Source organism: Tenacibaculum sp. IMCC1 (genome assembly GCF_054906355.1).
Genome location: NZ_CM142818.1, coordinates 1,172,319 through 1,193,785, shown reverse-complemented (window position 1 = coordinate 1,193,785; position 21,467 = coordinate 1,172,319). Strand labels below are relative to the sequence as shown.

General features: G+C 29.7%; 25 protein-coding genes. 9 read left to right on the top strand and 16 right to left on the bottom strand.

Annotated elements, in window-relative coordinates; all coding sequences use genetic code 11:
• Window positions 1-1,335 carry a tRNA (N(6)-L-threonylcarbamoyladenosine(37)-C(2))-methylthiotransferase MtaB gene (mtaB, locus tag ACXIHB_RS05495; RefSeq protein WP_159494584.1) on the bottom strand — a complete coding sequence of 445 codons (1,335 nt, stop codon included), beginning with the start codon at window positions 1,333-1,335 and terminating at the stop codon, window positions 1-3.
• Window positions 1,336-1,462: 127 nt separating this feature from the next.
• Here mtaB and ACXIHB_RS05490 point away from each other — a divergent pair, with 127 nt between their 5' ends.
• From ACXIHB_RS05490 to ACXIHB_RS05475, 4 genes are read left to right on the top strand one after another with little or no spacing between them, the layout of a single operon-like run.
• Window positions 1,463-1,963 (top strand): GNAT family N-acetyltransferase, encoded by a 501-nt coding sequence (locus ACXIHB_RS05490; protein ID WP_173360427.1) that lies wholly within the window; start codon window positions 1,463-1,465, stop codon window positions 1,961-1,963.
• Complete coding sequence (locus ACXIHB_RS05485; RefSeq protein ID WP_047790470.1) at window positions 1,960-2,280, top strand: antibiotic biosynthesis monooxygenase family protein; 321 nt, start codon at window positions 1,960-1,962, stop codon at window positions 2,278-2,280. Before ACXIHB_RS05490 ends, ACXIHB_RS05485 begins: the two co-directional genes overlap by 4 nt.
• 2 nt (window positions 2,281-2,282) lie before the next feature.
• The gene (locus ACXIHB_RS05480; protein ID WP_047790469.1) at window positions 2,283-2,795 is read left to right on the top strand and encodes a DUF4442 domain-containing protein; all 513 of its coding nucleotides are present in this window, start codon (window positions 2,283-2,285) and stop codon (window positions 2,793-2,795) included.
• A complete protein-coding gene (locus ACXIHB_RS05475) occupies window positions 2,752-4,383 on the top strand; it encodes an ABC transporter substrate-binding protein (RefSeq protein WP_462099130.1) in 1,632 nt (543 codons plus the stop codon). Before ACXIHB_RS05480 ends, ACXIHB_RS05475 begins: the two co-directional genes overlap by 44 nt.
• Here the strand turns inward: ACXIHB_RS05475 and ACXIHB_RS05470 are convergent.
• From ACXIHB_RS05470 to ACXIHB_RS05450, 5 genes are all read right to left on the bottom strand, one after another.
• A complete protein-coding gene (locus ACXIHB_RS05470; protein ID WP_462099129.1) occupies window positions 4,380-5,114 on the bottom strand; it encodes a YggS family pyridoxal phosphate-dependent enzyme in 735 nt (244 codons plus the stop codon). The two genes, ACXIHB_RS05475 and ACXIHB_RS05470, sit on opposite strands and share 4 nt — an antisense overlap.
• The gene (locus ACXIHB_RS05465; protein WP_462099128.1) at window positions 5,089-5,832 is read right to left on the bottom strand and encodes an AAA family ATPase; all 744 of its coding nucleotides are present in this window, start codon (window positions 5,830-5,832) and stop codon (window positions 5,089-5,091) included. Before ACXIHB_RS05465 ends, ACXIHB_RS05470 begins: the two co-directional genes overlap by 26 nt.
• 89 nt (window positions 5,833-5,921) lie before the next feature.
• The gene (locus tag ACXIHB_RS05460; RefSeq protein ID WP_462099127.1) at window positions 5,922-6,524 is read right to left on the bottom strand and encodes a MarR family winged helix-turn-helix transcriptional regulator; all 603 of its coding nucleotides are present in this window, start codon (window positions 6,522-6,524) and stop codon (window positions 5,922-5,924) included.
• The gene (locus tag ACXIHB_RS05455) at window positions 6,524-6,787 is read right to left on the bottom strand and encodes a DUF2024 family protein (protein WP_047790466.1); all 264 of its coding nucleotides are present in this window, start codon (window positions 6,785-6,787) and stop codon (window positions 6,524-6,526) included. Before ACXIHB_RS05455 ends, ACXIHB_RS05460 begins: the two co-directional genes overlap by 1 nt.
• A gap of 68 nt (window positions 6,788-6,855) precedes the next feature.
• A complete protein-coding gene (locus ACXIHB_RS05450) occupies window positions 6,856-7,089 on the bottom strand; it encodes a thioredoxin family protein (protein WP_167714128.1) in 234 nt (77 codons plus the stop codon).
• A gap of 228 nt (window positions 7,090-7,317) precedes the next feature.
• Here ACXIHB_RS05450 and ACXIHB_RS05445 point away from each other — a divergent pair, with 228 nt between their 5' ends.
• The 5 genes from ACXIHB_RS05445 to ACXIHB_RS05425 all read left to right on the top strand — a co-directional run bounded on the left by ACXIHB_RS05445 (window position 7,318) and on the right by ACXIHB_RS05425 (window position 11,434).
• Window positions 7,318-9,171, top strand: a complete 1,854-nt coding sequence (locus ACXIHB_RS05445) for an ATP-binding protein (RefSeq protein ID WP_462099126.1) — start codon at window positions 7,318-7,320, stop codon at window positions 9,169-9,171.
• A 3-nt stretch (window positions 9,172-9,174) separates the two neighbouring features.
• On the top strand, window positions 9,175-9,819 hold the full coding sequence (locus ACXIHB_RS05440) for a response regulator (protein WP_159494576.1): 645 nt from the start codon (window positions 9,175-9,177) through the stop codon (window positions 9,817-9,819).
• Between the two features lie 108 nt (window positions 9,820-9,927).
• The gene (locus tag ACXIHB_RS05435; protein ID WP_047790462.1) at window positions 9,928-10,269 is read left to right on the top strand and encodes a zinc-ribbon domain-containing protein; all 342 of its coding nucleotides are present in this window, start codon (window positions 9,928-9,930) and stop codon (window positions 10,267-10,269) included.
• 37 nt (window positions 10,270-10,306) lie between these two features.
• Window positions 10,307-10,726, top strand: a complete 420-nt coding sequence (locus ACXIHB_RS05430) for a hypothetical protein (protein ID WP_047790461.1) — start codon at window positions 10,307-10,309, stop codon at window positions 10,724-10,726.
• 165 nt (window positions 10,727-10,891) lie between these two features.
• Window positions 10,892-11,434, top strand: a complete 543-nt coding sequence (locus ACXIHB_RS05425; protein WP_462099125.1) for a hypothetical protein — start codon at window positions 10,892-10,894, stop codon at window positions 11,432-11,434.
• Here ACXIHB_RS05425 and ACXIHB_RS05420 read toward each other — a convergent pair.
• From ACXIHB_RS05420 to ACXIHB_RS05375, 10 genes are all read right to left on the bottom strand, one after another.
• Complete coding sequence (locus tag ACXIHB_RS05420) at window positions 11,431-12,426, bottom strand: SAM-dependent methyltransferase (protein WP_437824134.1); 996 nt, start codon at window positions 12,424-12,426, stop codon at window positions 11,431-11,433. The genes ACXIHB_RS05425 and ACXIHB_RS05420 overlap by 4 nt on opposite strands.
• A 22-nt stretch (window positions 12,427-12,448) precedes the next feature.
• Window positions 12,449-13,174: an aspartyl/asparaginyl beta-hydroxylase domain-containing protein gene (locus tag ACXIHB_RS05415; protein ID WP_462099124.1), complete on the bottom strand. Its 726-nt coding sequence runs from the start codon at window positions 13,172-13,174 to the stop codon at window positions 12,449-12,451.
• A 157-nt stretch (window positions 13,175-13,331) separates the two neighbouring features.
• Window positions 13,332-14,084, bottom strand: coding sequence for a hypothetical protein (locus ACXIHB_RS05410; protein WP_462099123.1), 753 nt, complete (start codon window positions 14,082-14,084; stop codon window positions 13,332-13,334).
• A 149-nt stretch (window positions 14,085-14,233) separates the two neighbouring features.
• Window positions 14,234-15,250, bottom strand: a complete 1,017-nt coding sequence (locus tag ACXIHB_RS05405) for a helix-turn-helix domain-containing protein (RefSeq protein ID WP_462099122.1) — start codon at window positions 15,248-15,250, stop codon at window positions 14,234-14,236.
• A 211-nt stretch (window positions 15,251-15,461) separates the two neighbouring features.
• Window positions 15,462-16,607 (bottom strand): geranylgeranyl reductase family protein, encoded by a 1,146-nt coding sequence (locus tag ACXIHB_RS05400; protein ID WP_159494571.1) that lies wholly within the window; start codon window positions 16,605-16,607, stop codon window positions 15,462-15,464.
• Window positions 16,608-16,662: 55 nt separating this feature from the next.
• On the bottom strand, window positions 16,663-17,676 hold the full coding sequence (locus ACXIHB_RS05395) for an endonuclease/exonuclease/phosphatase family protein (RefSeq protein WP_073184842.1): 1,014 nt from the start codon (window positions 17,674-17,676) through the stop codon (window positions 16,663-16,665).
• Window positions 17,677-18,537 (bottom strand): rhomboid family intramembrane serine protease, encoded by an 861-nt coding sequence (locus tag ACXIHB_RS05390; protein WP_462099121.1) that lies wholly within the window; start codon window positions 18,535-18,537, stop codon window positions 17,677-17,679.
• A gap of 42 nt (window positions 18,538-18,579) precedes the next feature.
• Window positions 18,580-19,305 (bottom strand): rhomboid family intramembrane serine protease, encoded by a 726-nt coding sequence (locus ACXIHB_RS05385; RefSeq protein WP_047790454.1) that lies wholly within the window; start codon window positions 19,303-19,305, stop codon window positions 18,580-18,582.
• A gap of 8 nt (window positions 19,306-19,313) precedes the next feature.
• On the bottom strand, window positions 19,314-21,167 hold the full coding sequence (gene mutL / locus ACXIHB_RS05380; RefSeq protein ID WP_047790453.1) for a DNA mismatch repair endonuclease MutL: 1,854 nt from the start codon (window positions 21,165-21,167) through the stop codon (window positions 19,314-19,316).
• A 4-nt stretch (window positions 21,168-21,171) separates the two neighbouring features.
• Window positions 21,172-21,450 carry a riboflavin synthase subunit beta gene (locus ACXIHB_RS05375; RefSeq protein ID WP_462099120.1) on the bottom strand — a complete coding sequence of 93 codons (279 nt, stop codon included), beginning with the start codon at window positions 21,448-21,450 and terminating at the stop codon, window positions 21,172-21,174.
• Window positions 21,451-21,467 lie beyond the last annotated feature (17 nt).

Below are 21,467 nucleotides of genomic sequence, written 5' to 3'. Positions count from 1 at the left end.
TTAAGCAATAACTTCAGTATCCACAAAATCAAAACGAACTAAACCATCTTCATCAATTTTTGTTAACGTAACTGTATGTAATGTATTCACTAATTCAGGATTCCAAGGAGCTTTAACCTTTACATAGTTTTCTGTAAACCCGTGGATATACCCTTCTTTGTTCTCACTTTCAAATAAAACAGTTAACGTGTTACCTAACTGACTTTCATAAAAAGCTCTACGTTTTTTAACAGATAATCCACGCAGCATTTTACTTCGTTTTGCACGTGTTTTCTTTGGAACCACACCATCCATTTCGTTAGCTTCAGTATTTGGTCTTTCAGAATACGTGAAAACGTGTAAGTAAGAAATATCTAAATCAGCTAAATAGTTATAGGTTTCTAAAAACAATTCATCTGTTTCACCAGGGAACCCAACAATAACATCTACACCAATACAAGCGTTAGGCATTACTTCCTTAATTTTTGCAACTCTATCAGTATATACTTTACGTAAATAGCGACGCTTCATTTTCTTTAAAAGTGTGTCACTTCCTGATTGTAGAGGAATGTGAAAATGAGGAACAAACGTATTTGAGTTGGAAACAAAATCAATTGTTTCATCTTTTAATAAGTTAGGTTCAATTGAAGAGATTCGTAAACGGTTAATTCCTTCTACTTTATCAAGAGCTTGTACCAACTCTAAAAAGGTATGTTCGTGCTTTTTGTTACCGAATTCACCTTTTCCGTAGTCACCAATATTTACTCCTGTTAAAACGATTTCTTTAATCCCTTTTTCTGAAATTTCTTTGGCATTTTTCAATACATTTTCTAACGTATCACTTCGAGAAATTCCACGAGCTAGCGGTATCGTACAGTAAGTACATTTGTAGTCACAACCATCTTGCACTTTTAAAAAAGCACGAGTACGATCTCCAATAGAATACGAACCTACATAAAAATCGGCATCTTCAATTTCACAAGAATGTACTTCACCAATGTCATTTTTGGTTAAGTCGTTAATATAGCTAGTTACATTAAACTTTTCCGTAGCACCCAGTACCAAATCTACCCCATCAACTGCAGCTAATTCTTCTGGCTTTAATTGTGCATAACATCCTACACCAATAACAAAAGCTTCTTCATTTTTCTTTAAAGCAGATTTTACAATACTCTTAAAGCGTTTATCAGCATTATCTGTTACCGAACAAGTATTAATCACATATATATCTGCTTCCTCTTCAAACTCGACACGTTCAAATCCTTCATTAACAAAGTTTCTGGCAATAGTTGAGGTTTCTGAAAAATTTAATTTACAACCTAAGGTGTAAAAAGCTACTTTCTTATCTACATTCATCTTTTCTCTATCCTAAATAAAAAACAAAAGCCTTGTACAAGTCTTTAATTTTTTAGAAGTTCGTATAGTTTATTTAATCTACGACTGCTTAAAGCAGTTTTGGGTTTGCAAAAGTACGATAATATTCATGATTTTTGAAACGAAAAGATTACTTATTCGAAAGCTTCAAGTTGTTGATATAGAACCTTTTTATGAGCTAGAAAGCAATCCGAAAGTATTGCAATACGCCACTGGGGAACCTAAAGATTTAGAAGAAAGTAAAGAGGATTTAGAACAGCTTATAGCACGATACACTAATAAAGAAAATGATTTTTGGATATATGCCATAGAACGTAAGTCAGACAATGAATTTGTAGGTACGGTTGCTTTGGTAAAAGATGAAGAAGGAAATGATGAAATAGGATATCGGTTTATAGAACGATACTGGGGAAATGGTTTTGCAACTGAACTTTGTGAAGGATTAATACAGTACTGTAAATCCATAGGAATGAAAAAACTTATAGGGTGTGTGGTGGATAAAAATGTTGCTTCCGCTAAAATATTAGAACGATTCAACTTTGTTGCGATAGAGAAATTTATAAGTGACGATATTGGTCTACCAGAAACAAAATATGAACTAATTTTATGATAGTAGATAATTTAAAACCTCCATATTACGCAGTAATTTTCACGACAACTCTTTCAGATGATACAGAAGGATATTATGAGATGGCTGAAAAAATGGACAATTTAGCTAAAGAACAAGATGGGTATTTAGGTGTTGAGTCGACAAGAAGCAATGTAGGCATTACGGTTTCTTATTGGGAAAGTTTGGATGCTATTGTAAAATGGAAAAATAATGTAGAGCATACTGAAGCTAGAAATAAAGGAAGAGAAAGGTGGTATAAAAAATATCAACTACGTATATGTAAAGTAGAACGAGAGTATGGTTTTGAAAAAGGATAGGTATGTACGCAACAATTTCTAATTTTTTAAAAAGGTTTTTTAAACAAAGTACTATTTTTAAGTATGGATTCAATATTTCTCCCATGTATAGAAGATCTACTGGGAAAATAAATTATGTTTCTGAAGATTTGTTAAAAGCGCAAGTAAAAATTCCTATTACTTATAAGAATAAGAATTACGTAGGATCTATTTTTGGAGGGAGCTTATTTTCTGCAACCGATCCTATTTTTATGATTCAGTTAATAAATATTCTTGGAGATACTTATGTAGTTTGGGATAAAGCTGCAACAATATTATTTAAAAGACCTGTAAAGCAAGACGCTTATGTAGATTTTATTTTTTCTGAAGATGAAATAAAACAAATAAAAAAGCAGGTTAAAAATGAACAGGAAATCAATTTAATAAAAGATATTAAAATAACGAACCAAGATAAAACTGTTGTTTTTGCAGAAGTTTCTAAAACCATATACATTGCAGATAAAACCTACTATAAAAATAAACGTAAAAAGAAATAAATTAGTTGTTTTAATAGCCTTATTGTTTCTTTTTTCTTGTACTAAAAAGAAATCAAAATATACAAACAACCAGGTTTTTCGTTATAATGAGCACTCAAATATTACTTCATTAGATCCTGCTTTTGCAAAAGATCAGCGAAATATTTGGGGAGTCAACCAACTATATAATGGATTGGTAGAATTAGATGATAGTTTACAAGTACAACCTTCGATAGCAAAAAACTGGACAGTTTCTGAAGATGGAAAAACCTATCAGTTTGAGTTAAGAAATGACGTGTTATTTCATAAGCATGAATTATTTGGAAAAGATTCTACGAGAAATGTAATAGCCCAAGACTTTGAATATTCTTTTAATAGATTACTTGATAAGAATGTAGCGTCTCCAGGAGGTTGGGTATTACAAAATGTAGAAAAATTCAAAGCAGAGAACGATTCTGTCTTTACCATCAATTTAAAGCAACCTTTTCCACCTTTTTTAGGACTGCTGGCTATGAAATATTGTTCGGTTGTACCAAAAGAAGCAGTTGATTATTTTGGGAATGAATTTAGAGCAAATCCGATAGGAACAGGACCTTTTCATTTTAAACTTTGGGTTGAAAATACTAAGTTGGTATTGAGAAAAAATCCATTCTATTTTGAAAAGGATGAAAATGGAAAACAACTTCCGTATTTAGAAGCAGTAGCGGTTACTTTTTTACCAGACAAACAAAGTGAGTTTTTACAGTTTATTCAAGGAAATATCGACTTTATGAAGAGTTTAGATGCTTCGTATAAAGATGATATTCTAAACACTGATGGAACTTTAAAAGAGAAATATGCTTCTACAATCAATATGCAAACAGGAGCGTATTTAAACACAGAATATTTAGGAATTTACTTAGATGGAGAAGAGAAACATCCAACAAAATCAAAATTGATACGACAAGCCATCAATTATGGTTTTGATAGGGAGAAGATGATTAAGTTCTTAAGAAACGGAATTGGGAGTCCTGCTACAAGTGGATTCATCCCGAAAGGATTGCCTTCATTCAATAACCAACAAGGATATTCATACAAACCTGAAGAAGCGAAGAGGTTAGTAGCACAATACAAAGAAGAGACAGGAGATGAGAATCCACAAATAGCCATTACAACGAACAGCAATTATTTAGATTTGTGCGAGTTTATTCAACGTGAATTACAAAAAATAGGAGTAGCTACCAAAGTAGATGTGATTCCGCCTTCAACCTTGCGTCAAGGAAAAGCAAATGGAAAGTTGCCTATTTTTAGAGCAAGTTGGATTGCTGATTACCCTGATGCGGAAAACTATGTGTCGCTATTTTACAGCAAAAATTTTACTCCTAATGGACCTAACTATACGCATTTTAAAAATGACTTTTTTGATACTTTGTATGAACAATCTATCAAAGAAGTAGATGTGAAAAAACGCTATAAACTATATCAAAAAATGGATAGCATTATTATTGCAGAAGCACCAATTGTACCGTTATATTATGATGAGGTAATTCGCTTTACACAGAAAAATGTTACAGGTTTAGGAATTAATCCGATTGATTTGTTAAACCTAAAAAGAGTACAGAAAAACTAAGTATTACTTTTTGTTTCGTTCCAGTAATAGCTGTCAGGATGTATTCGTTCTCCAAAAATAGCTGTTCCAACACGTACAATAGTAGCGCCTTCTTCAATAGCAATTTCTAAATCGCCACTCATTCCCATAGAGAGTTCATTCATTTCTACATTAGGAATTTGTAGTGCCTTGATTTCTTCTTGAAGTTGCTTTAAAAGTTGGAAACACTTTCGAACTTCATCTGATTCCGAGCTTAGCAAACCAATGGTCATTAATCCTTTGATATGAATATTTTTGAATTCAGATATCTTTTTTACTAATTCAATAGTTTCTTCTGGTTTGGCTCCAAACTTACTTTCTTCAAAAGAGGTGTTTACTTGTATGTATACATCAATTTCTTTTTCCTCAAAAGTTAAGCGTTGATGCAATTTTTGAGCGACAGATAAGCGATCTATAGATTCAATACAACTAGCCCATTTTATAACTTCTTTAATCTTGTTACTTTGTAAATGACCGATAAAATGTACTTCAGGTTGCAGTTGTTTTATTGCATTACATTTTTGTTTTAATTCTTGTACTTTATTTTCACCTACAAGAGTTTCACCTTGTTCTAAAGCAAAATTTATTTTATCAGTATTTACTGTTTTTGTAGCTAACAATAAACGAACATCTTCTGGGTTTCTATTAGCTTTCTTACAAGCAAATTGTATTCTTTGATGAATAATGCTAAGGTTTTTTTGAATAGTATCCATTTACTAATTGATTGTTTAGTTCTTCTTTTTCAATAATTTTATTTTTTACAGCTCGAAGAGTAATGTCTTTAGCTTCTGCATACGATATATCATACATACGATTTACTTCTCTAAACTCTTCCGGGAATTGTTGCAGCAAAGTCTCATAATAGTTATCTAAATCCGATTCACTAGGTGCTTCGAATTTTAGTTTTAATTGAAAACGTCTTAAAAGAGCAGTGTCAATAACACTAGAGTGATTTGTGGCAGCAATTAATAAAACGTCATTTGGAAGTTGATCTACAAGTTGAATAACAGTATTTACCAATCGTTTCATCTCGCTAGAATCTTTGCTATCATAATCACGAGCTTTACCGATGTAATCAAACTCATCTAAAAATAAAACAGCGCTTTCTCTAGTAGCTTTTTTAAAAACTTCGGAAATGTTTTTAGCTGTTTCTCCTAGTTTTGAAGAAACAATGCTACCCAAATTAAGTATGATAATTTTTTTATCAAGCTTTTTGGCAATAGCCTTAGCGGTGGTAGTTTTACCACAACCAGTATGTCCGAATAATAAAATTTTATTATCAACAGGCAGTTTGTATTTATCTAAAACAGCAACGTGTTTAAATTCTTTTAATAGTTGATGTAGCGTATTTTTGTTTTCATCGCTAAAATGAATTTTATCTAGTTCTATAGTTGTTTCTTTCGATTGAAGAATCAAGTTATGTATAGCCATTTGTGTTTTTTTGTCAAAAATAAAAGGTTGTATGTAATAAAATTAATTTTTTAGTATACCCAAAAAAATAAAGTTAATGCTTTAAATTATTAACTCTTAAATTCGTGTTCAGGGCAATCAATTCTTAACTCTTTAGAAGCTAGTTTAGATTGTAAAAGATTACAAAAATGTTCATTGTTTTCATGTTGGTAATAAGAGCAAGTATAGCACATTCTTTGAATAGTTATAACTCCTGCTTTATTAAGCTGGTATATTACTTTTAAGAGTCCTGTTAGTATGTCTTTTTTTTGATCTTCAGGTAATGAACTCAAAGGTTTCTCAATATTGAAAGTAAAGTTAGCTGATTTCTGAGCTATTTGTTTTCCTTGCTCAGTTAGACCAATAATATAACTTCTAGTATCGTTAGGGTTATGAAACTTTTGAACTAATTCTTTTTTTAATAAAACCCTAATACTATCACTAACAGTAGCTTTAGTCATGTTAAACTCTTCAGCTAAATAACTCACTTTACATTTTTCTTCTGAGTGAAAGAGTAAAAAGATTAGAAGTTGAATTTGGATAGGACTTAAAGAATTCTCCTTGCTTTCGCTCCAAAGAAGTACTCTAAAAGCTTCAGAAATTCGTTCTAAAGCTACAACTATTTTACTTTCAATTTTAGTGTTTTGCTGGTTTAAGTCAAAAGGAGATTTCATTAATTACAATTTTCCATTTCGTATATAAAATACCCTTTTTTATGTATAGCATCTTCCCATTCGGGTTTGAGTATTTCAATATGGCAAAATACACATTCTTTTGAAGATAGTTCAAGGTTTTCTAATCCTTTAGTTTTTAAATATTCCTTACCATAGTTGAAAATTATGTTAGTGTCTTTATTGCTAGAAGGCACAATAATATCAAAATGCATTATTGTATTATCTTTTTTAGTTACGTAGGTATCCCAAACAGCTGCTTTCATTTTATTATATATTTATAATATTAAAAGCTCTACAAAATTAGGAATCCTAACTTTATAGAGCAAAAAAATTATCCTTTTACTTCTTCCATTGATGCTCCAAAATTAATATGGAGAACATTACCAGTAGGAGTTACCAAAGCAGGGACAGATTTTACACCAGCATTTTCTGCTTCTAAAATTCGACTTTTGTCTTCTCCAAAATGAACTACTTCAACATTATCAGAACCAATTAAGTTAATAATGTCTTGTTCTGCGCTTACACAAACAGGGCAACCTGCGTGATAAAAAATAGATTTACTCATAATTATATTGATTTTAAATTTTGATACAAATATAGTTAGGTTTCCTAACTATAAAAAATAATTTTTGTTTTTTTTATAAAAACTGCTTCTGTTTTGGAAATGAAGAGTATATAATAAAGTTGTTAATAGTTAATTAAGAAATAAAAATGTTATGTAATTTTAGCGGTTCTTATTGTTTATAGAAAAGATTTAATAATTGAGATGAGAATAGGCTACTTAAAAAAAGAAATGAGATTGTTTTTTGTAAAACAAGTTATAATCACAGTTCTTTTGTTTTTTGCTTTAGAAGGAATGTCGCAGTCGGTGGGAGTACAAGGATTTAAGGCTTTTGGTGTAAACCCCACAATACCTAATGATTCTCTTTTTTCAAAAATAAATAAGGCAAAAGACTTCAAAGCTAAATATGATGCGACATTTGATCTTATAGAGTTTCATCGAGAAAAAGGAAATTTAGATTCCATTATATACTATGGAAATAAACTGTACACGGAAACAACTAAGAATAAATTGATAGATAAAGAAAATCATTTATCAAAGGTTTCTAGTATAGTGGCTGAAGGAAAGTTAGAAAAGGGACTTTTTGATGAAGCTTTGAAATGGTATTTTAAAGGAATAGAGCACTCAAATAATAAACCGGATGATGAATTATTTGTTAAAAATAGAATAGGATTAGGAGCTGTAAAGTATGTTAGAGGAAAAGAAGAGGAAGGAAAGGCAATTATAGAAGAATGCATTGAAAATGCTCCAAACGAAAAATTAAAACACGATGCTTTTTATGAACTAGGGTTTATTTATTATACTCAAAGAGAGTATGAGAAAGCAAGAGAAAATTATAATAAAGCTAGATTACACTACGTGGCCGAGGGGTTTGTGAAAGAAGCTTTAGAAACTGATTTGTGGCTAGGAAAAGTATTGAAAGAAGAAGGTAAAATAACAGAAGCTCTAGATGTTTGTTATTATGTTTTTAATGAGTCGTTATCTAAAGGTTTTTTTACATTGTATGCCAAGACAGGAAATACATTAGGCATTCTTTATTTAAAAGAAAAAGACTATGAAAATGCTAAAAAAATACTTTCTACAGTATATATAAATTCCATACAATGGGCAAATTTAGAGATAGAAAGAAGAGCTATTTTAGGACTTCAAAACGCCTATGCTTCAACAGGAGATTATAAAAATGCACATGCTTTAATGACGCAATTAAATCGTGTTAATAATGAAATTTTAGTAAGTCAAAATAAACAGCAAGTAAATGAGCTTGAAGTACAGTATAAAACACTGGAGCAAAAGCAAGAGATTGAGCGACAAAAAACAATGAAAGCATACATACTAATAGCCTTTCTTATAGTATTAATACCTGTACTTGCTTTATTATATGTGTACTATCAAAAGCTTCAAACACAAAGTAAACTTAATAAGACTTTAGAAGAAGTAAACCAACAAAAAATAACTACGTTACTTAAAGACCAAGAATTAAAGTTAGTAAAAGCATCATTAGAAGGGCAGAATAATGAAAGAAAACGTATTGCCAGAGAGCTACACGATAGTATTGGAGGGAATTTAGCAACCATAAAGTTACAACTATCAAACAAGAGTAAATTAGAGGAAGAAAGCATAATTAAACAAGTAGATGAAACCTATAATCAGGTAAGAGAGTTATCTCATAACTTAATGCCTAAAAAGTTTAAAGATTCTGCTTTTACAACAATAATAACAGAATATATAAATAATGTAAAAGCGCTATCTAAAGAACAAATAACGTTACAAATCCATCCAACGGAAGAGGTAGATAAAATAAATGAGAATTTAAAAGTAGAGCTTTATAAAATAATTCAAGAATTATTAACCAATGCATTAAAACATGCGAAGGCAACACAAATAGATATTCAGCTTTCTCTGTTTAATAACACGATACAACTACTTTTTGAAGATGATGGTGTTGGATTTGATCAAGAAAAAGTAAAATATGGATTAGGATTTCAGAATTTAAAAGACAGATTAAAAACAGTTAAGGGAAATATTTTAATTAACTCTTTTCCAAGTAGAGGAACAGTGATAGATATTAATGTACCTTTAAATTAATATATGATGACTTACAATATTATTTTAGTTGACGACCATAAAATGTTTTTAGATGGGTTGGTAAATATTTTTAAAAATGAAGATGTGTACAATATCTTGCTTACAGCAAATAATGGTGAAAATGTAATAAAGTACATAAAAACAAATCCGAATCAACATATAGATATTGTTATTAGTGATATTTCTATGCCAGATATAGATGGTATTACGTTAAACGATTATATAAAAAAAGAACGCTCGGATATTAAAACATTAATTGTTAGCATGCATACAGATGCTGGAATGATAGATACATTAATCAAAAATAATGTAGACGGATATTTATCTAAAAATGCAACTCAATCTGAACTACTAAAAGCAGTACAAACTATTCTTAATGGAGAAAAATATTTTTCACAATCTGTGCGAGAAGCTTACATGGAAAATGTTTTTAATAAAAAAAAGGAAACGTCAATAATGTTAACAGCTAGAGAGAAAGATGTACTTAAATTAATTGCAGAAGAATATACTACACAAGAGATTGCAGATAAACTCTTTTTAAGCAAGCATACTATTGAGAGTTATAGAAAAAACTTAATATCTAAGCTTAACGTAAAAAACCTTGCAGGATTAACAAAATACGCAATAAAACTGGGCTTAGTAGAGTAGTAATTTTACCACCCCCTGAAAACAGGGTAGTAACTTTCACTAGTTTCAGTCTATTTTAAGAATCACATCCAACGCATCTTTGTACCATAATTATTAAGTAATAAAGTTATGGTCATTTTTGGATGGCGAGAAGCCAAAATAAGTATACAGCCAGTAAACAATCATAGTTGTAGTTATTGCAATACACCAGAACGTTTATTTATTCAGGTAAATAGATTGTATGTACATGTATTTTGGATTCCTGTTATTCCTTTATACAAAAAAACATATAGTATTTGTGGTCATTGTAAACTGGAAATGAGCAAAAGCCAAATGCCACCAGACTTACAACGAAAGGCGAAAGAATATAAGCAAACAAGTAAAACTCCTTGGTGGATGTTTTCGGGGCTTATCATCGTAACTTTTTTAATGCTGTTTATATTTTCTTCAGCACTTTTAATACATAAATAATAAAAATCAATATAAACCATTTAAATTTTAATCAAACATGATTTACGGAATCTCATTAGTATTTTTAAGTATTGTAGCGGTACCATCTTTAATTTTATCAAAAAAGCCTAATGCTAAAGAATTATTAGAAAAAATAGAGCCTTACCAAGGATGGATTGGTCTTATTTTCTGTATTTGGGGAATTTGGGGAATTATTTCAGCTATTTTAAACTTAGGTTGGTTAACTACAGCACCAATATGGTGGGGAACCTTTTTAGCAGGAAGCATTGTAGAAGCAGGGTTAGGTTTTATGTTAGGATACGGAATGATAAACAAATTATTACTATCAAAAAATCCAGAAGCTAGAGAAAAAGCAGAAATATTGAGAGGGAAGATTGCACCGAAACAAGGAAAATTAGGATTATTAGGAATCGTTGTTGGAATATGGATGATTGTAGCTTCATTCATTTTCATATAAACTAACAAAATAAAGAAAGAGAAAACATAAAATATAACATTGTAAACGAAGGCTTAAATAAGGTAGGGGTGTGGGGTTTCTATCAAAAAATCAAAAAAAAGCCTTGTTTGCAATGTTTTTGTATAAAACTGAAATTATTTTTTAGAACAATAAAAGGTAGTTGAAATGAAAAGTATAAAAAATATTCTAGGAATTATTGTAGTATGTATCTTATTAACAGGGTGTGAGAAAGAAACTCCGCAAAAGGTAGTTGAAAAAACAGTACTCAAAGCCAATTTATTAACTGTTAATTATGGCATAGGATATTTTAAACAACTTAAAGAATTACAAAAAAATGAATATTTAAAGTATTATGATAATGATGGAGAAGAATATTCCGCAACATACTCTCAATATCTTCACAGAGTAACAATACCAAACCTTGAAAGAAGTTTAAGAGACATTCAGAAGTTAGAAGTAAACGAAGATTCAAAAGATTTAATAAATGCTTCAATTGAATTGTTTGAGTTTTGTATAGACTTTTATAAAAAAGACTATGCAGAAATAGCATATATGTACGATGAAGGAAAAACTCAACAAGAAATTAATCAGTTAATAAAAGAGTTTAAATTAAGAAGTTTTGAAGAGTTTAAAGAAAAAAACTTAGAGCTAGAAGAAGCAGCAAAAAAATATGCTGAGAAAAAAGGAGTAAACTTAAAGTTTGTTTAAATAATTTTTAACTCAAGTTTAGGATTAGAGCCAATTATATATCTAGACTTGATAGTTAAGAATCCTTTTTCGTTGTTGGAAACATCCTGAATGTACTTAGGAACAGTTAAGCCACTTTCATTTATCATAAGCTTCTCATTTTTATAAATTGTAATTTCTGTCATCACCACAATTTCACTAGCTGTAGAAAGTTCTTTCTCTCTTAAAACTGTACGTTTTTCAATAAAATTTAAATTGTTTGAATTTTTTTCAAACAACCACTCACTCGAATTCAGTGCTTTTTTACTAACTTCAAAAACCTTATGATGTTCACGATAATATTTTTGTTGAATGTTAGGTTCATCGTTTTTGTATGAGCTAGTACCAATAGCTAATGTAATTTTCTCAGGAATAAAAACAGTATTTGAATTAGACTGCTTCATTAAATTATAAAAAACAGAAACTTGTTGCTCACTATCCAATGCACGTTGCATCGTCTCACTTAAAATAATATCTGGAGAAAAGTTTTTAGGGAATTTATATTTTGTAGCGTCTTGATTTATAAAGTTGATATTATGGTTTTCTAAATCTAATTTTTTAATTGTACTTTTTAAAGTTTCAAAACTCAGAGGGTTTATCTCTAAAAGTGAGTATGTTATATTCAAATCAGCATACTTTAATATAAAAGGAAGTATAAGCGAAGCAAAAGGACCAGTACCAGCATAAAGTATATGTAATGAGTCTTTTTGATAGATTTTCTCTTGAATAGCAATATCAATTCCTTTGATAAATTTTAGAGTTCTTTCTAAATCATCAAGGCAATTAGCTGCCCATAAAGTACCTATTGCTACACCATTTTCAAGTTGAACATTATTTCGATGCTCTTCATGATTTATAGCTTCATTTGAAATTCTAAAGAGTAATTGTTTATAATCTTTTAAAGAAGAAGAATAATTAGATGTTTCATCAAAGAATTTAGAAGTAATATGTAGTAACTCTTTTTTTAAATTCATTACAAGCTATTATAAGAGTTGTTTATTTTGATGTAAGCTTTGATAACTTCTGTTCCATTTCATTAATAAGTTTTTTCGAAGCAGGTTCATTGCTACGTTTTAGCTCGTTTAGGATAAGGTGTATTGTTTCTGGTGAATCAATTTCTTCTTGTTTAGGTTGAAAACTTTCTTTTGGAGCAAGAGAAAAAAATAAAGTATCAGACCATTCGTTCCTTTCAGCATCGATAACTAAATGAATACGGTCTTCATTTCCTTTATTAGTAACTGAATGTATATAATTTACATTCGTATACCAACACTCACCAGGTAACATTTTCAATTGTTCATCATCTAAAATAAATTCAACTTTATTATTCGTAATAATCGGAATATGTAAGCGAAAGTTGCCATCTTCATAACCTAGTTTGTAGTCACGATGAGGTTTAATTTCTGAACCAACATTTAAACGTAGTAAGCGAGCAGATGAAATAGGGCATTGAAAAGAGTTGATAACCTCTCTAAAATAATTGCAATCATTCATTATCGGAGTTTCCTTAATAGTACTATTATCATTTTGAAAAGCAAAAATATTAGAAGCATCACCATTGCCAGCATACAAAGAGATTGCTTTCCACTCACCTTGATATCCAGATGTGTTGAAATGAGGAATCCAATGTTGATTTACAACTAAAGAATAATCATGTAATAGTTTATCTGTATCAAACAGAAAAGGAAGTTTTAAAAAAGTAGTAGTTTTAATTTCTTTCACTTGTATGTGTAATTGTTCTACAGCAAGTTACTAGAAAAATTGTAGATTAAATCGTTTTTAGAATAGGTGTTTATTTTTTAGGCATAAATGAAAAAATAACGACCAGTACTAAATAACTATAATAATTATTTAGCACTAGTCAGAAAATATTTTTTAATTAAAATGCTTTATTTGTTTTAAAAGAAGCAACACTAGTTCCTCCATTTGTAACACTACCATCATTGTATTTAGCATAAGGTCTAAAGTAATAAGTGGTTTCAGGTGTTAATTCTTCAATAAATTCAGTATAAATATTTTTAAAAATATTACCAGATACATCAGTATCTAAGGCTATAGAGCTGTTAGAAAAATCTTCATTTAAACTATATTCAAAACCAATTTCTTTAGGAGATTCTTTTTCTATAGAAATTACTTCTAATTCTGGGGTAATACCTTCTGAATTTTTAAAGAATAGTTTCGGTTTGATTATCATGTTAATTGACCTACTTTCACTAGCGTCTATACTAGTGTTTATTTTAATTTCATTTCCATAGAAATATGTGTTATCACTTAGTTTAAAATAACCTCTAATATAATAAGTTGTTTCCTTTTGTAAATTGTCGACTATACCAGTAATATTGTCAGCAGGACCTGCGGCAACCACAGTATTGTTGCTATTAGGAATAGGGTTTGATGATTTTCCATATACAAATCCTCTATCAGTTACATCAGCTAAATCATTACCATCTTTAAAAGTGCCTTTTAAATATATTTTAAGAGTATTATTGTGGTTAATAAAATAATTAAAATCATTACTAGTATTGAAACTAGTTGGTATTATTTCTATTTCGTTTTCTTCACTAGAGCAGTTAGTAAGCATAATAGAGATAAATAAAAAAAATAGAGGTTTTAAAAAATGTTTAATTTTCATGTAGTTTTAATTTTTAATTTTTTGCAAAACTCAATATTTTAAATCATTTAAATATGAAAGATAAAGAGATAATGAGTTCGAAAATCAGAAAATAGAACTTTAATTAACTCTTTTTTAAATGAAAGAAACAGGTTTTTATAGGTTAAATATTAGAAAAAGCTATTTTTATAATTAGTAGGAGTAGTACCAGTTTCTTTCTTGAAGGCACTATAAAAAGCACTTTTACTTTTAAAACCAACCTCTAAACTAATACCTTCAATACTATAGTTTTTTGAATTATTACTTTTTAAAATTTCTATAGCTTCATTAACTCTAAAACCATTTATAAAAGTTTTAAAGTTTTTATTTGAAATTTCATTAATAACAAAAGAAATTCTTTTAGGGTGTTGATTTGTAATATTAGCTACATCAGCAATGGTTAAATCTGGATCTTTATATTTTTTATGTAAAATTATAGTTTGTTGAATATGGTTAAATAAATCTGTATCAACTTTACTTATTTTATTCTCGCTATTAAAATTGTTCTTCTTTTCAATCTTAGAGTCTTTTTGTTGAGTCAAGTTTTTAATTGTTTGTTGTTGTAGCCCATAAATACTAATCCAGTATAAAAGCCCAACATCAATTAAAATAATAAATAAATTGAGAGTTTTATTTGTTATTTCAGGTAAAAAATGAAGTGTGAGCGTAAAAAAGAGACCAATTGACATAAATGTTTTAGCCCATTGTAGCTCTTTACCTGTAGTAGAAGTGTATTGATTGTTAGTTTCTTCGGTATGTTTTTTTATAAAAGTATAAGTTTTGTAGTATATAAAAATATCATATAAATGCCCACCTATATGATTTACAAAACGAAATTCTTTTGAAAGTTTTAACTGTTCTAACCCTGATGATAAATTAAGATAAACCAATATATCTATAATTAACATTAACAAACCTGGTAATAAATAAAAATAGACTTTATTAGATTTAGGTAGTATAGAAATATTTCTTATATAAACATAAAAAAGAGGGAATAGTAACCAAGTAAAATCAACAGGAAGATTATTTAAAAAAGAGTAATTTTTATCTAAATCTAAAAGTTTAGCTATTGGTTTAAGGTAATTTATGGAGTAAGCAAAAATAAATAACCCTAAAAGTAATGTAGGGCGATTATTTTTTTTATCCAAGTAAATTAAAAGTATACTAAATATAATTCCTTGAATAAGGCCGAGTAAATAAATTATAGGAATTAAGTAACTATCTAGATTCATAATACTGTTCTAATTAAACACAAAATTAGATATTCTTCTTTACAAATAAGAAGTGTAAATAATAGTATTTAAATTTTAAAACTGTATTGCTAATCAAAAATGATAGTAGCTATAAGCAATCTCTTTGTTAATATGAAACTAAATCTTTAATTCGATTCGTAATTGTTTTTTTAATATCTTTAGGATAACTTCTATCCCCGTGAAAAACATCGGCCATCGCTTCACTAAACTGCTGACCATATTTTTTTAATACAATATTTCGGATATTCTTTTGCTCGTAAAACCATTTTGAAAGCCATAAACCAGTTTTTATTTCAGGAAGTAGGCTTTCTGATATTTTTTCTAAATATAATTTAGTAGCTAATTCAGGCTCTTTTTCACTCTCAATAATAGCTTCAGCAGCCAATTTACCACTGTAAATAGCATTAGAAATTCCTTCAGCAGTAATAGGATCAGCAAAACCAGCAGCGTCACCAATTAAAAACACATTATTTTTAACAAAACCATCTGTACGAGGAGCAACAGGAATTTGAAAACCATGTTGTGATTCGCTAACAATATTTGTAATTCCTAATGTTTTTAAGTATTCTTGATAATATTCTTTCAAGTTAATTTTAGTTCTTCTAGCAGAGGCAACCCCAATAGATAAATGCTTTTTCTTTGGGAAGTTCCAAGCATAACCGTAAGGAATAGCATCAATATCAAAACGAACTTCTTTTGATAAACGTTTAAAGTCTTCGTCAGAAACTTCTACTTCATATTCTAAAGCAGGAATTAATTTACGAGTATCTTCTTTCCACCCAGCCATTTTAGCTGTAGGACTCAAAGCACCATCGGCAGCGATAACAAAATTAGCAGTAAAATTACCTTGAGAAGTTTCAAGAGTAATAATATCATCAGAAAAAGTTAGTCCTTTTAGCTTATGGTTTTCTAGTAAAGTAGCACCAAACTCCTTTGCTTTTTGCGTGATAAGATTGTCAAAAGAATCACGCATAATCATAGAAATAGTTGGTTCTTCTCTATGCGTTTTAAAGTGAAGTTTCTCTCCCAAATAAATATCAACAGTATGAAACTCTTTTTCAACGACCTCTTTAATATCAAAAGGTAAGTTTTTGCGACCTCTAAAAACAAAACCTCCACCGCATGTTTTATAGCGTGGTAAAGTTTCTTTTTCAATAATAACTGTTGAAATTCCTTTTTGAGCTAAGTAAAAAGCTGTTGAAGCTCCTGATGGTCCGCTGCCAATAATAGCAACATGGTAATGCTGTTTCATAGTATTATTTTTAGTTCGGTTAAAAATACACTTTTATACCGAATTAAAAATTAATTTACCAATGTAAACGAGTCATAACAGGGTAGTGGTCAGATAGTTTTATGTCTCCGTAGGTTTTAAATTGATTCACAGTAGCTTTTTTATCTGTTAAAATAAAATCGATTCGCATAGGATAAATGTACCTAAAAGACTTGCCTAAACCAATTCCACATTCAATAAAAGCATCTTTTTTATCAGAAGCCAATTGTTTATAAGCCCAAGAATAAGCGGTGTTATTAAAGTCGCCACAAACAATTTTTTTACCTTTCCATGAATACTCATGCTGTTGAATTAATTCAACCTGACTTACTTGTTTTACAAAACCATTTTCTAAACGTTTAAATAAACGCTCAGAACTTTTTTCTCCAAAATTTTCTTTTTTCGGATTTAGTTTTAATGATTCTAAATGCACATTATAAACACGAACGGTGTCATCTTTTACAAGAATATCGGCAAAAATGGTGTTGTTAGCACTTTGTTTAAAATCAAGAGAACCAGAGTTTATAATTGGGTGTTTGGAATAAATAGCTAATCCAAATTTATTCGTTTTCGTTTTCGTTTTGATGTATTTATAAGGAAGTTTAATATCTAACATTTTAGAATTGTAAAATTCCTGTACAGCAATAACGTCTGGATTTTCATTATTGATGAACTCATAAATCTTTTGTTCAGTAGTAACATCTTCTTCATGTTTATAATGATTAAACAAGTGGACATTGTAGCTCATTATTTTTAAATCATCATTTAAAATTACCTCCTTATTAGAAAACTTAACTAATGGAGTAGAAACAAACCATCCTATGGCTAAAACAAGTAATGATAAAAAAGCATTTTTATGCATTTTAATAAGCCAATACACAAAAAAAGCAATGTTTACGATAACTAAAAACGGAACAAACAACCCAAAAACAGAAAGGAAAGGAATTGTTTGTGGAGATACGTACGGAAGTGCATATGATAGCAATAAAACAGCTGCAAAAACTGAATTGATAAAGAATATAAACTTATGAGCTATCGAAAACTTTTTCATCTAATTTTTTCCTTGTTTAAATAAAAACTCTTTTTCACTTTTACTTAAAGTATCGTATCCAGATTTACTAATTTTATCTAAAATAGCGTCAACTTCTTCTTGGTTTCTAGTCTTATCAACGTTAGGTTTTGGTGTTTTATTACCAGATTTATAAACTGTTTTGAGTTTTCTTTCTTTTTTAGAAAAAAGTTTGTTTATCGATTTAAAAATATCCAACTCTTTATTACTAGCACTACGAACATAGAAAAAACCAAACAAAGCGCCTCCAATATGTGCTAGATGCCCGCCAGTATTATTCCCCGCAATTTGTATTATGTCTATTAGAACCAAAAATGCTGCTATATGCCATAATTTAACATAGCCAATTAAAGGAATTTTAAATGAATAATTAGGGATGTAAGTTGCTATTCCAATTAATATCGCAGATGTTCCTGCTGAAGCTCCTAATAAAAGATTAATATGGGAGCTGTTTACTAATGCAGGAAAGTAATTATAGCTTAAAATAAAAACAAGTCCACCAAAGAGTGTTCCTAGTAAGTAAAAAGTTAAAAGTTGCTTTTGTGTGAAATAATCTAAAAAAAGATTACCAACAAAGAATAAAATTATAAGATTAAACAAGATATGTATGAAACGAGTGTGTAGAAAGCCATAAGTGAAAATTGTCCATGGTTTAACAATAAAATCATCAAAGTTAGCAGGTAACGCAAGCCATTCTACTAAAAAGTTTGTTTTTGATTGAAAAAGAAACCCAAAAGTATTGGTCACAAAAACAAGTAAGAAAACAGCTAAGTTTACGTAAATTAATTGTTCAACAATTCCAGCATGTTTGAATCTATATTTTAAGTTTTCGAGTATATTCATATTTTTATGACTTCTTGAATAAAGACAAGTTAAGATACTAAATTAACGAAATTTAAATTGATTTTTTTTCCAGTACCAAGCAATGATAAAACCGATAATAGCACCACCAATATGCGCAAAATGCGCAATGTTACCAATTGAATAACTAGTCATACCAAAGAATAAATCACTTAAAATAATTAAAGGAATAAAGTATTTGGCAGCAATAGGAACAGGGAAGAAAATCAATGCTAGTTTAGCGTCAGGATAAGTTAACCCAAACGCAACTAAAATTCCATAAATAGCACCAGAGGCACCAACGGCAGGGGTGTGGTATAAACTATAAAATTCACTCATAGTTTTATTAGACAAAGTTATTAAGCTATCGTTATACTGACCTGAACTTAAAATATTTTGAATTTCAGCAGGAGAAACTCCCATACCAATTAGCTGTTCGTATATTCCATTGAATTGATAGTAATTCACGAAAGTGTAAATTAAACCTGCACCAATTCCTGCAGAAAAATAGAAGAATAAAAATTTATTTCGTCCCCACATTTGTTCAAGTGGGGTACCAAATGCCCATAAACCATACATGTTAAAAAGTAAATGTGCTGGTCCGCCATGCATAAATATGTGTGTAACATATTGCCAAACCCCAAAATGTTCGTTTTTGGGATAATGTAAAGCAAATAGATTAGTTAAATCCATGTTTAATAACTGCGGAGCAAAATACATAATCACGTTAATGATTATTAAATGCTTTATGGCTTGTGTTAATCTAGGCATATTACTTTTTATTTATTAAAAATGGCATCAATTTCATTTAAAGCTAATGTTTTAAATGTAGGTTTGCCAAAGGGTGAAATATTAGGTTCTTTGCAAGAGAATAAGTTGTTTACTAAATTTTCTTGTTCTTTTGCACTTAAAGAAGTTCCTGTTTTTATAGCTAATGATTTAGCAAATGATTTTGCCATCACGTCAAAGTGACTAAAACTACTATCAGGTACTTCGAGTTTAATATCGTCTAATAACTGTTCTAAAATAAGGGTGATTTGACTTTCACTTATTGAAGTAGGAATTCCGGCAATTACCACACTTTCTTTGGTGAATTCATCAAACATAAAACCAGCACTCTCTAAATCAGATTTTATACTGTATATCATTTCTATATCAGATGAAGAAAAAGAAATATTTACAGGAAACAGCAATTGTTGACTACTTGCTTCTTTAACAGTAATGTTCTCTAAAAATTCTTCATACAAAACACGTTGGTGTGCTAAAGATTGATGAATTAATACCACGCCTGATTTTATAGAACTCAACAAGTATTTTTTTTGAATTTGGAAGGTTTTTCCAGTTTCAGTTTCTTGCTCAGATTCAAAAAGTTGTTCTTGTTGAATAGGTTCAATGGTTTCAGTATTTGTATATAAAGCTTCCCAACTTCCAGTATCTTTTTTAAAGTTAGATTGATAACTGTGCGTTGTGCTACTTTTAGGTGAGCTATTTGTATTAGACGGCTCTTTGTAATTAGTTTCCGTTTTAAAAGGATTAAATGTAGGGTCAACAGTTATTGGAGGAACAGATGAGTTACTCTTTTTGCTATAATCGTAAGGAGTATCTAAAGTAGCATCTCTGTCAAAATCCAATACAGGAGCTACATTATATTGCCCCAAACTATGTTTTACAGTAGCACGTAAAATAGCGTATAATGCTTTTTCGTTATCAAACTTAATTTCCGTCTTTGTTGGGTGAATGTTAATATCAATTGTATTAGGAGGCACCTCTAAATACAAGAAATAAGAAGGATGCGAACCACTTTCTAATAAACCTTCAAAAGCATTTACTACAGCATGATTTAAGTACGAGCTTTTTATAAAACGGTCATTCACAAAAAAGAATTGTTCACCACGTTTTTTCTTTGCGAATTCAGGTTTAGCAACAAAACCGTTAACAGTTATAATATCTGTTTGCTCATTAATAGGAACTAATTTTTCGTTCATTTTAGTTCCAAAAATAGCTACAATACGTTTACGTAAGTTGCTCTTTTTTAAATGATAAACCTCGTTGTTGTTATGATGTAATAAAAAAGAAATAGTAGGATGCGCTAAGGCTACACGTTGAAATTCATCAACAATATGACGGGTTTCAACAGTGTCAGATTTTAAAAAGTTACGACGTGCAGGAATATTAAAAAATAAATTTTTAACAGCAATACTAGTTCCTTTTGCAGTTGAAACCACTTCTTGAGAAGTTATTTCACTACCTTCAATTTTTATCTGCGTTCCTAACTCGTCATCTTCTTGTTTCGTTTTTAACTCAACATGCGCAATGGCAGCAATAGAAGCTAAAGCTTCTCCACGAAAACCTTTAGTATTTAGGTTGAATAAATCTTGTGCATCTTTAATTTTTGAAGTGGCATGACGTTCAAAACTTAAACGAGCATCCGTAGCACTCATTCCCTTACCATCATCAATTACTTGAATTAAAGTTTTTCCAGCATCTTTTAACAATAAGGTGATAGAAGTAGCACCAGCATCAATAGAGTTCTCAATCAATTCTTTTACTACAGAAGCAGGGCGTTGCACAACTTCTCCAGCAGCAATTTGGTTTGCAACATGATCAGGTAGTAACTGTATAATATCTGACATTTAATTATTTTTTAGGGAAAAAGATTGTAAGATCAAAGTCGATAATAAACAAGAAAATAAGCGTTAAAACTAACGCTATAATAACTATAGTTTTATTCAGTTTGTAACCAGACTCTTTAAATTCGTCAAAAGCAGCATTAAACTTTCCCTTTAAACTTTTTCTTTTTCCAACAGTAGTTCTGTATTCATCAAACTTTTGTTTTATCTCATAAGGATTTCCTTCTCCTTGATAATAACGAGGTTTGTAATCGAACTTTTTATTTTCTCTTTTGATAAATCCCATAAAATTGTTGCTTCTTT

Coding starts and splice junctions, on each gene's coding strand:
- ACXIHB_RS05435 (WP_047790462.1), top strand. CDS start 9,928: ATGGTCATTTTTGGATGGCGAGAAGCCAAAATAAGTATACAGCCAGTA.
- mtaB (WP_159494584.1), bottom strand. CDS start 1,335: ATGAATGTAGATAAGAAAGTAGCTTTTTACACCTTAGGTTGTAAATTA.
- ACXIHB_RS05395 (WP_073184842.1), bottom strand. CDS start 17,676: ATGAAAAAGTTTTCGATAGCTCATAAGTTTATATTCTTTATCAATTCA.
- ACXIHB_RS05450 (WP_167714128.1), bottom strand. CDS start 7,089: ATGAGTAAATCTATTTTTTATCACGCAGGTTGCCCTGTTTGTGTAAGC.
- ACXIHB_RS05455 (WP_047790466.1), bottom strand. CDS start 6,787: ATGAAAGCAGCTGTTTGGGATACCTACGTAACTAAAAAAGATAATACA.
- ACXIHB_RS05385 (WP_047790454.1), bottom strand. CDS start 19,305: ATGCCTAGATTAACACAAGCCATAAAGCATTTAATAATCATTAACGTG.
- ACXIHB_RS05470 (WP_462099129.1), bottom strand. CDS start 5,114: ATGGATACTATTCAAAAAAACCTTAGCATTATTCATCAAAGAATACAA.
- ACXIHB_RS05490 (WP_173360427.1), top strand. CDS start 1,463: ATGATTTTTGAAACGAAAAGATTACTTATTCGAAAGCTTCAAGTTGTT.
- ACXIHB_RS05440 (WP_159494576.1), top strand. CDS start 9,175: ATGATGACTTACAATATTATTTTAGTTGACGACCATAAAATGTTTTTA.
- ACXIHB_RS05425 (WP_462099125.1), top strand. CDS start 10,892: ATGAAAAGTATAAAAAATATTCTAGGAATTATTGTAGTATGTATCTTA.
- ACXIHB_RS05390 (WP_462099121.1), bottom strand. CDS start 18,537: ATGAATATACTCGAAAACTTAAAATATAGATTCAAACATGCTGGAATT.
- mutL (WP_047790453.1), bottom strand. CDS start 21,167: ATGTCAGATATTATACAGTTACTACCTGATCATGTTGCAAACCAAATT.
- ACXIHB_RS05375 (WP_462099120.1), bottom strand. CDS start 21,450: ATGGGATTTATCAAAAGAGAAAATAAAAAGTTCGATTACAAACCTCGT.
- ACXIHB_RS05460 (WP_462099127.1), bottom strand. CDS start 6,524: ATGAAATCTCCTTTTGACTTAAACCAGCAAAACACTAAAATTGAAAGT.
- ACXIHB_RS05485 (WP_047790470.1), top strand. CDS start 1,960: ATGATAGTAGATAATTTAAAACCTCCATATTACGCAGTAATTTTCACG.
- ACXIHB_RS05480 (WP_047790469.1), top strand. CDS start 2,283: ATGTACGCAACAATTTCTAATTTTTTAAAAAGGTTTTTTAAACAAAGT.
- ACXIHB_RS05445 (WP_462099126.1), top strand. CDS start 7,318: ATGAGATTGTTTTTTGTAAAACAAGTTATAATCACAGTTCTTTTGTTT.
- ACXIHB_RS05420 (WP_437824134.1), bottom strand. CDS start 12,426: ATGAATTTAAAAAAAGAGTTACTACATATTACTTCTAAATTCTTTGAT.
- ACXIHB_RS05410 (WP_462099123.1), bottom strand. CDS start 14,084: ATGAAAATTAAACATTTTTTAAAACCTCTATTTTTTTTATTTATCTCT.
- ACXIHB_RS05430 (WP_047790461.1), top strand. CDS start 10,307: ATGATTTACGGAATCTCATTAGTATTTTTAAGTATTGTAGCGGTACCA.
- ACXIHB_RS05400 (WP_159494571.1), bottom strand. CDS start 16,607: ATGAAACAGCATTACCATGTTGCTATTATTGGCAGCGGACCATCAGGA.
- ACXIHB_RS05465 (WP_462099128.1), bottom strand. CDS start 5,832: ATGGCTATACATAACTTGATTCTTCAATCGAAAGAAACAACTATAGAA.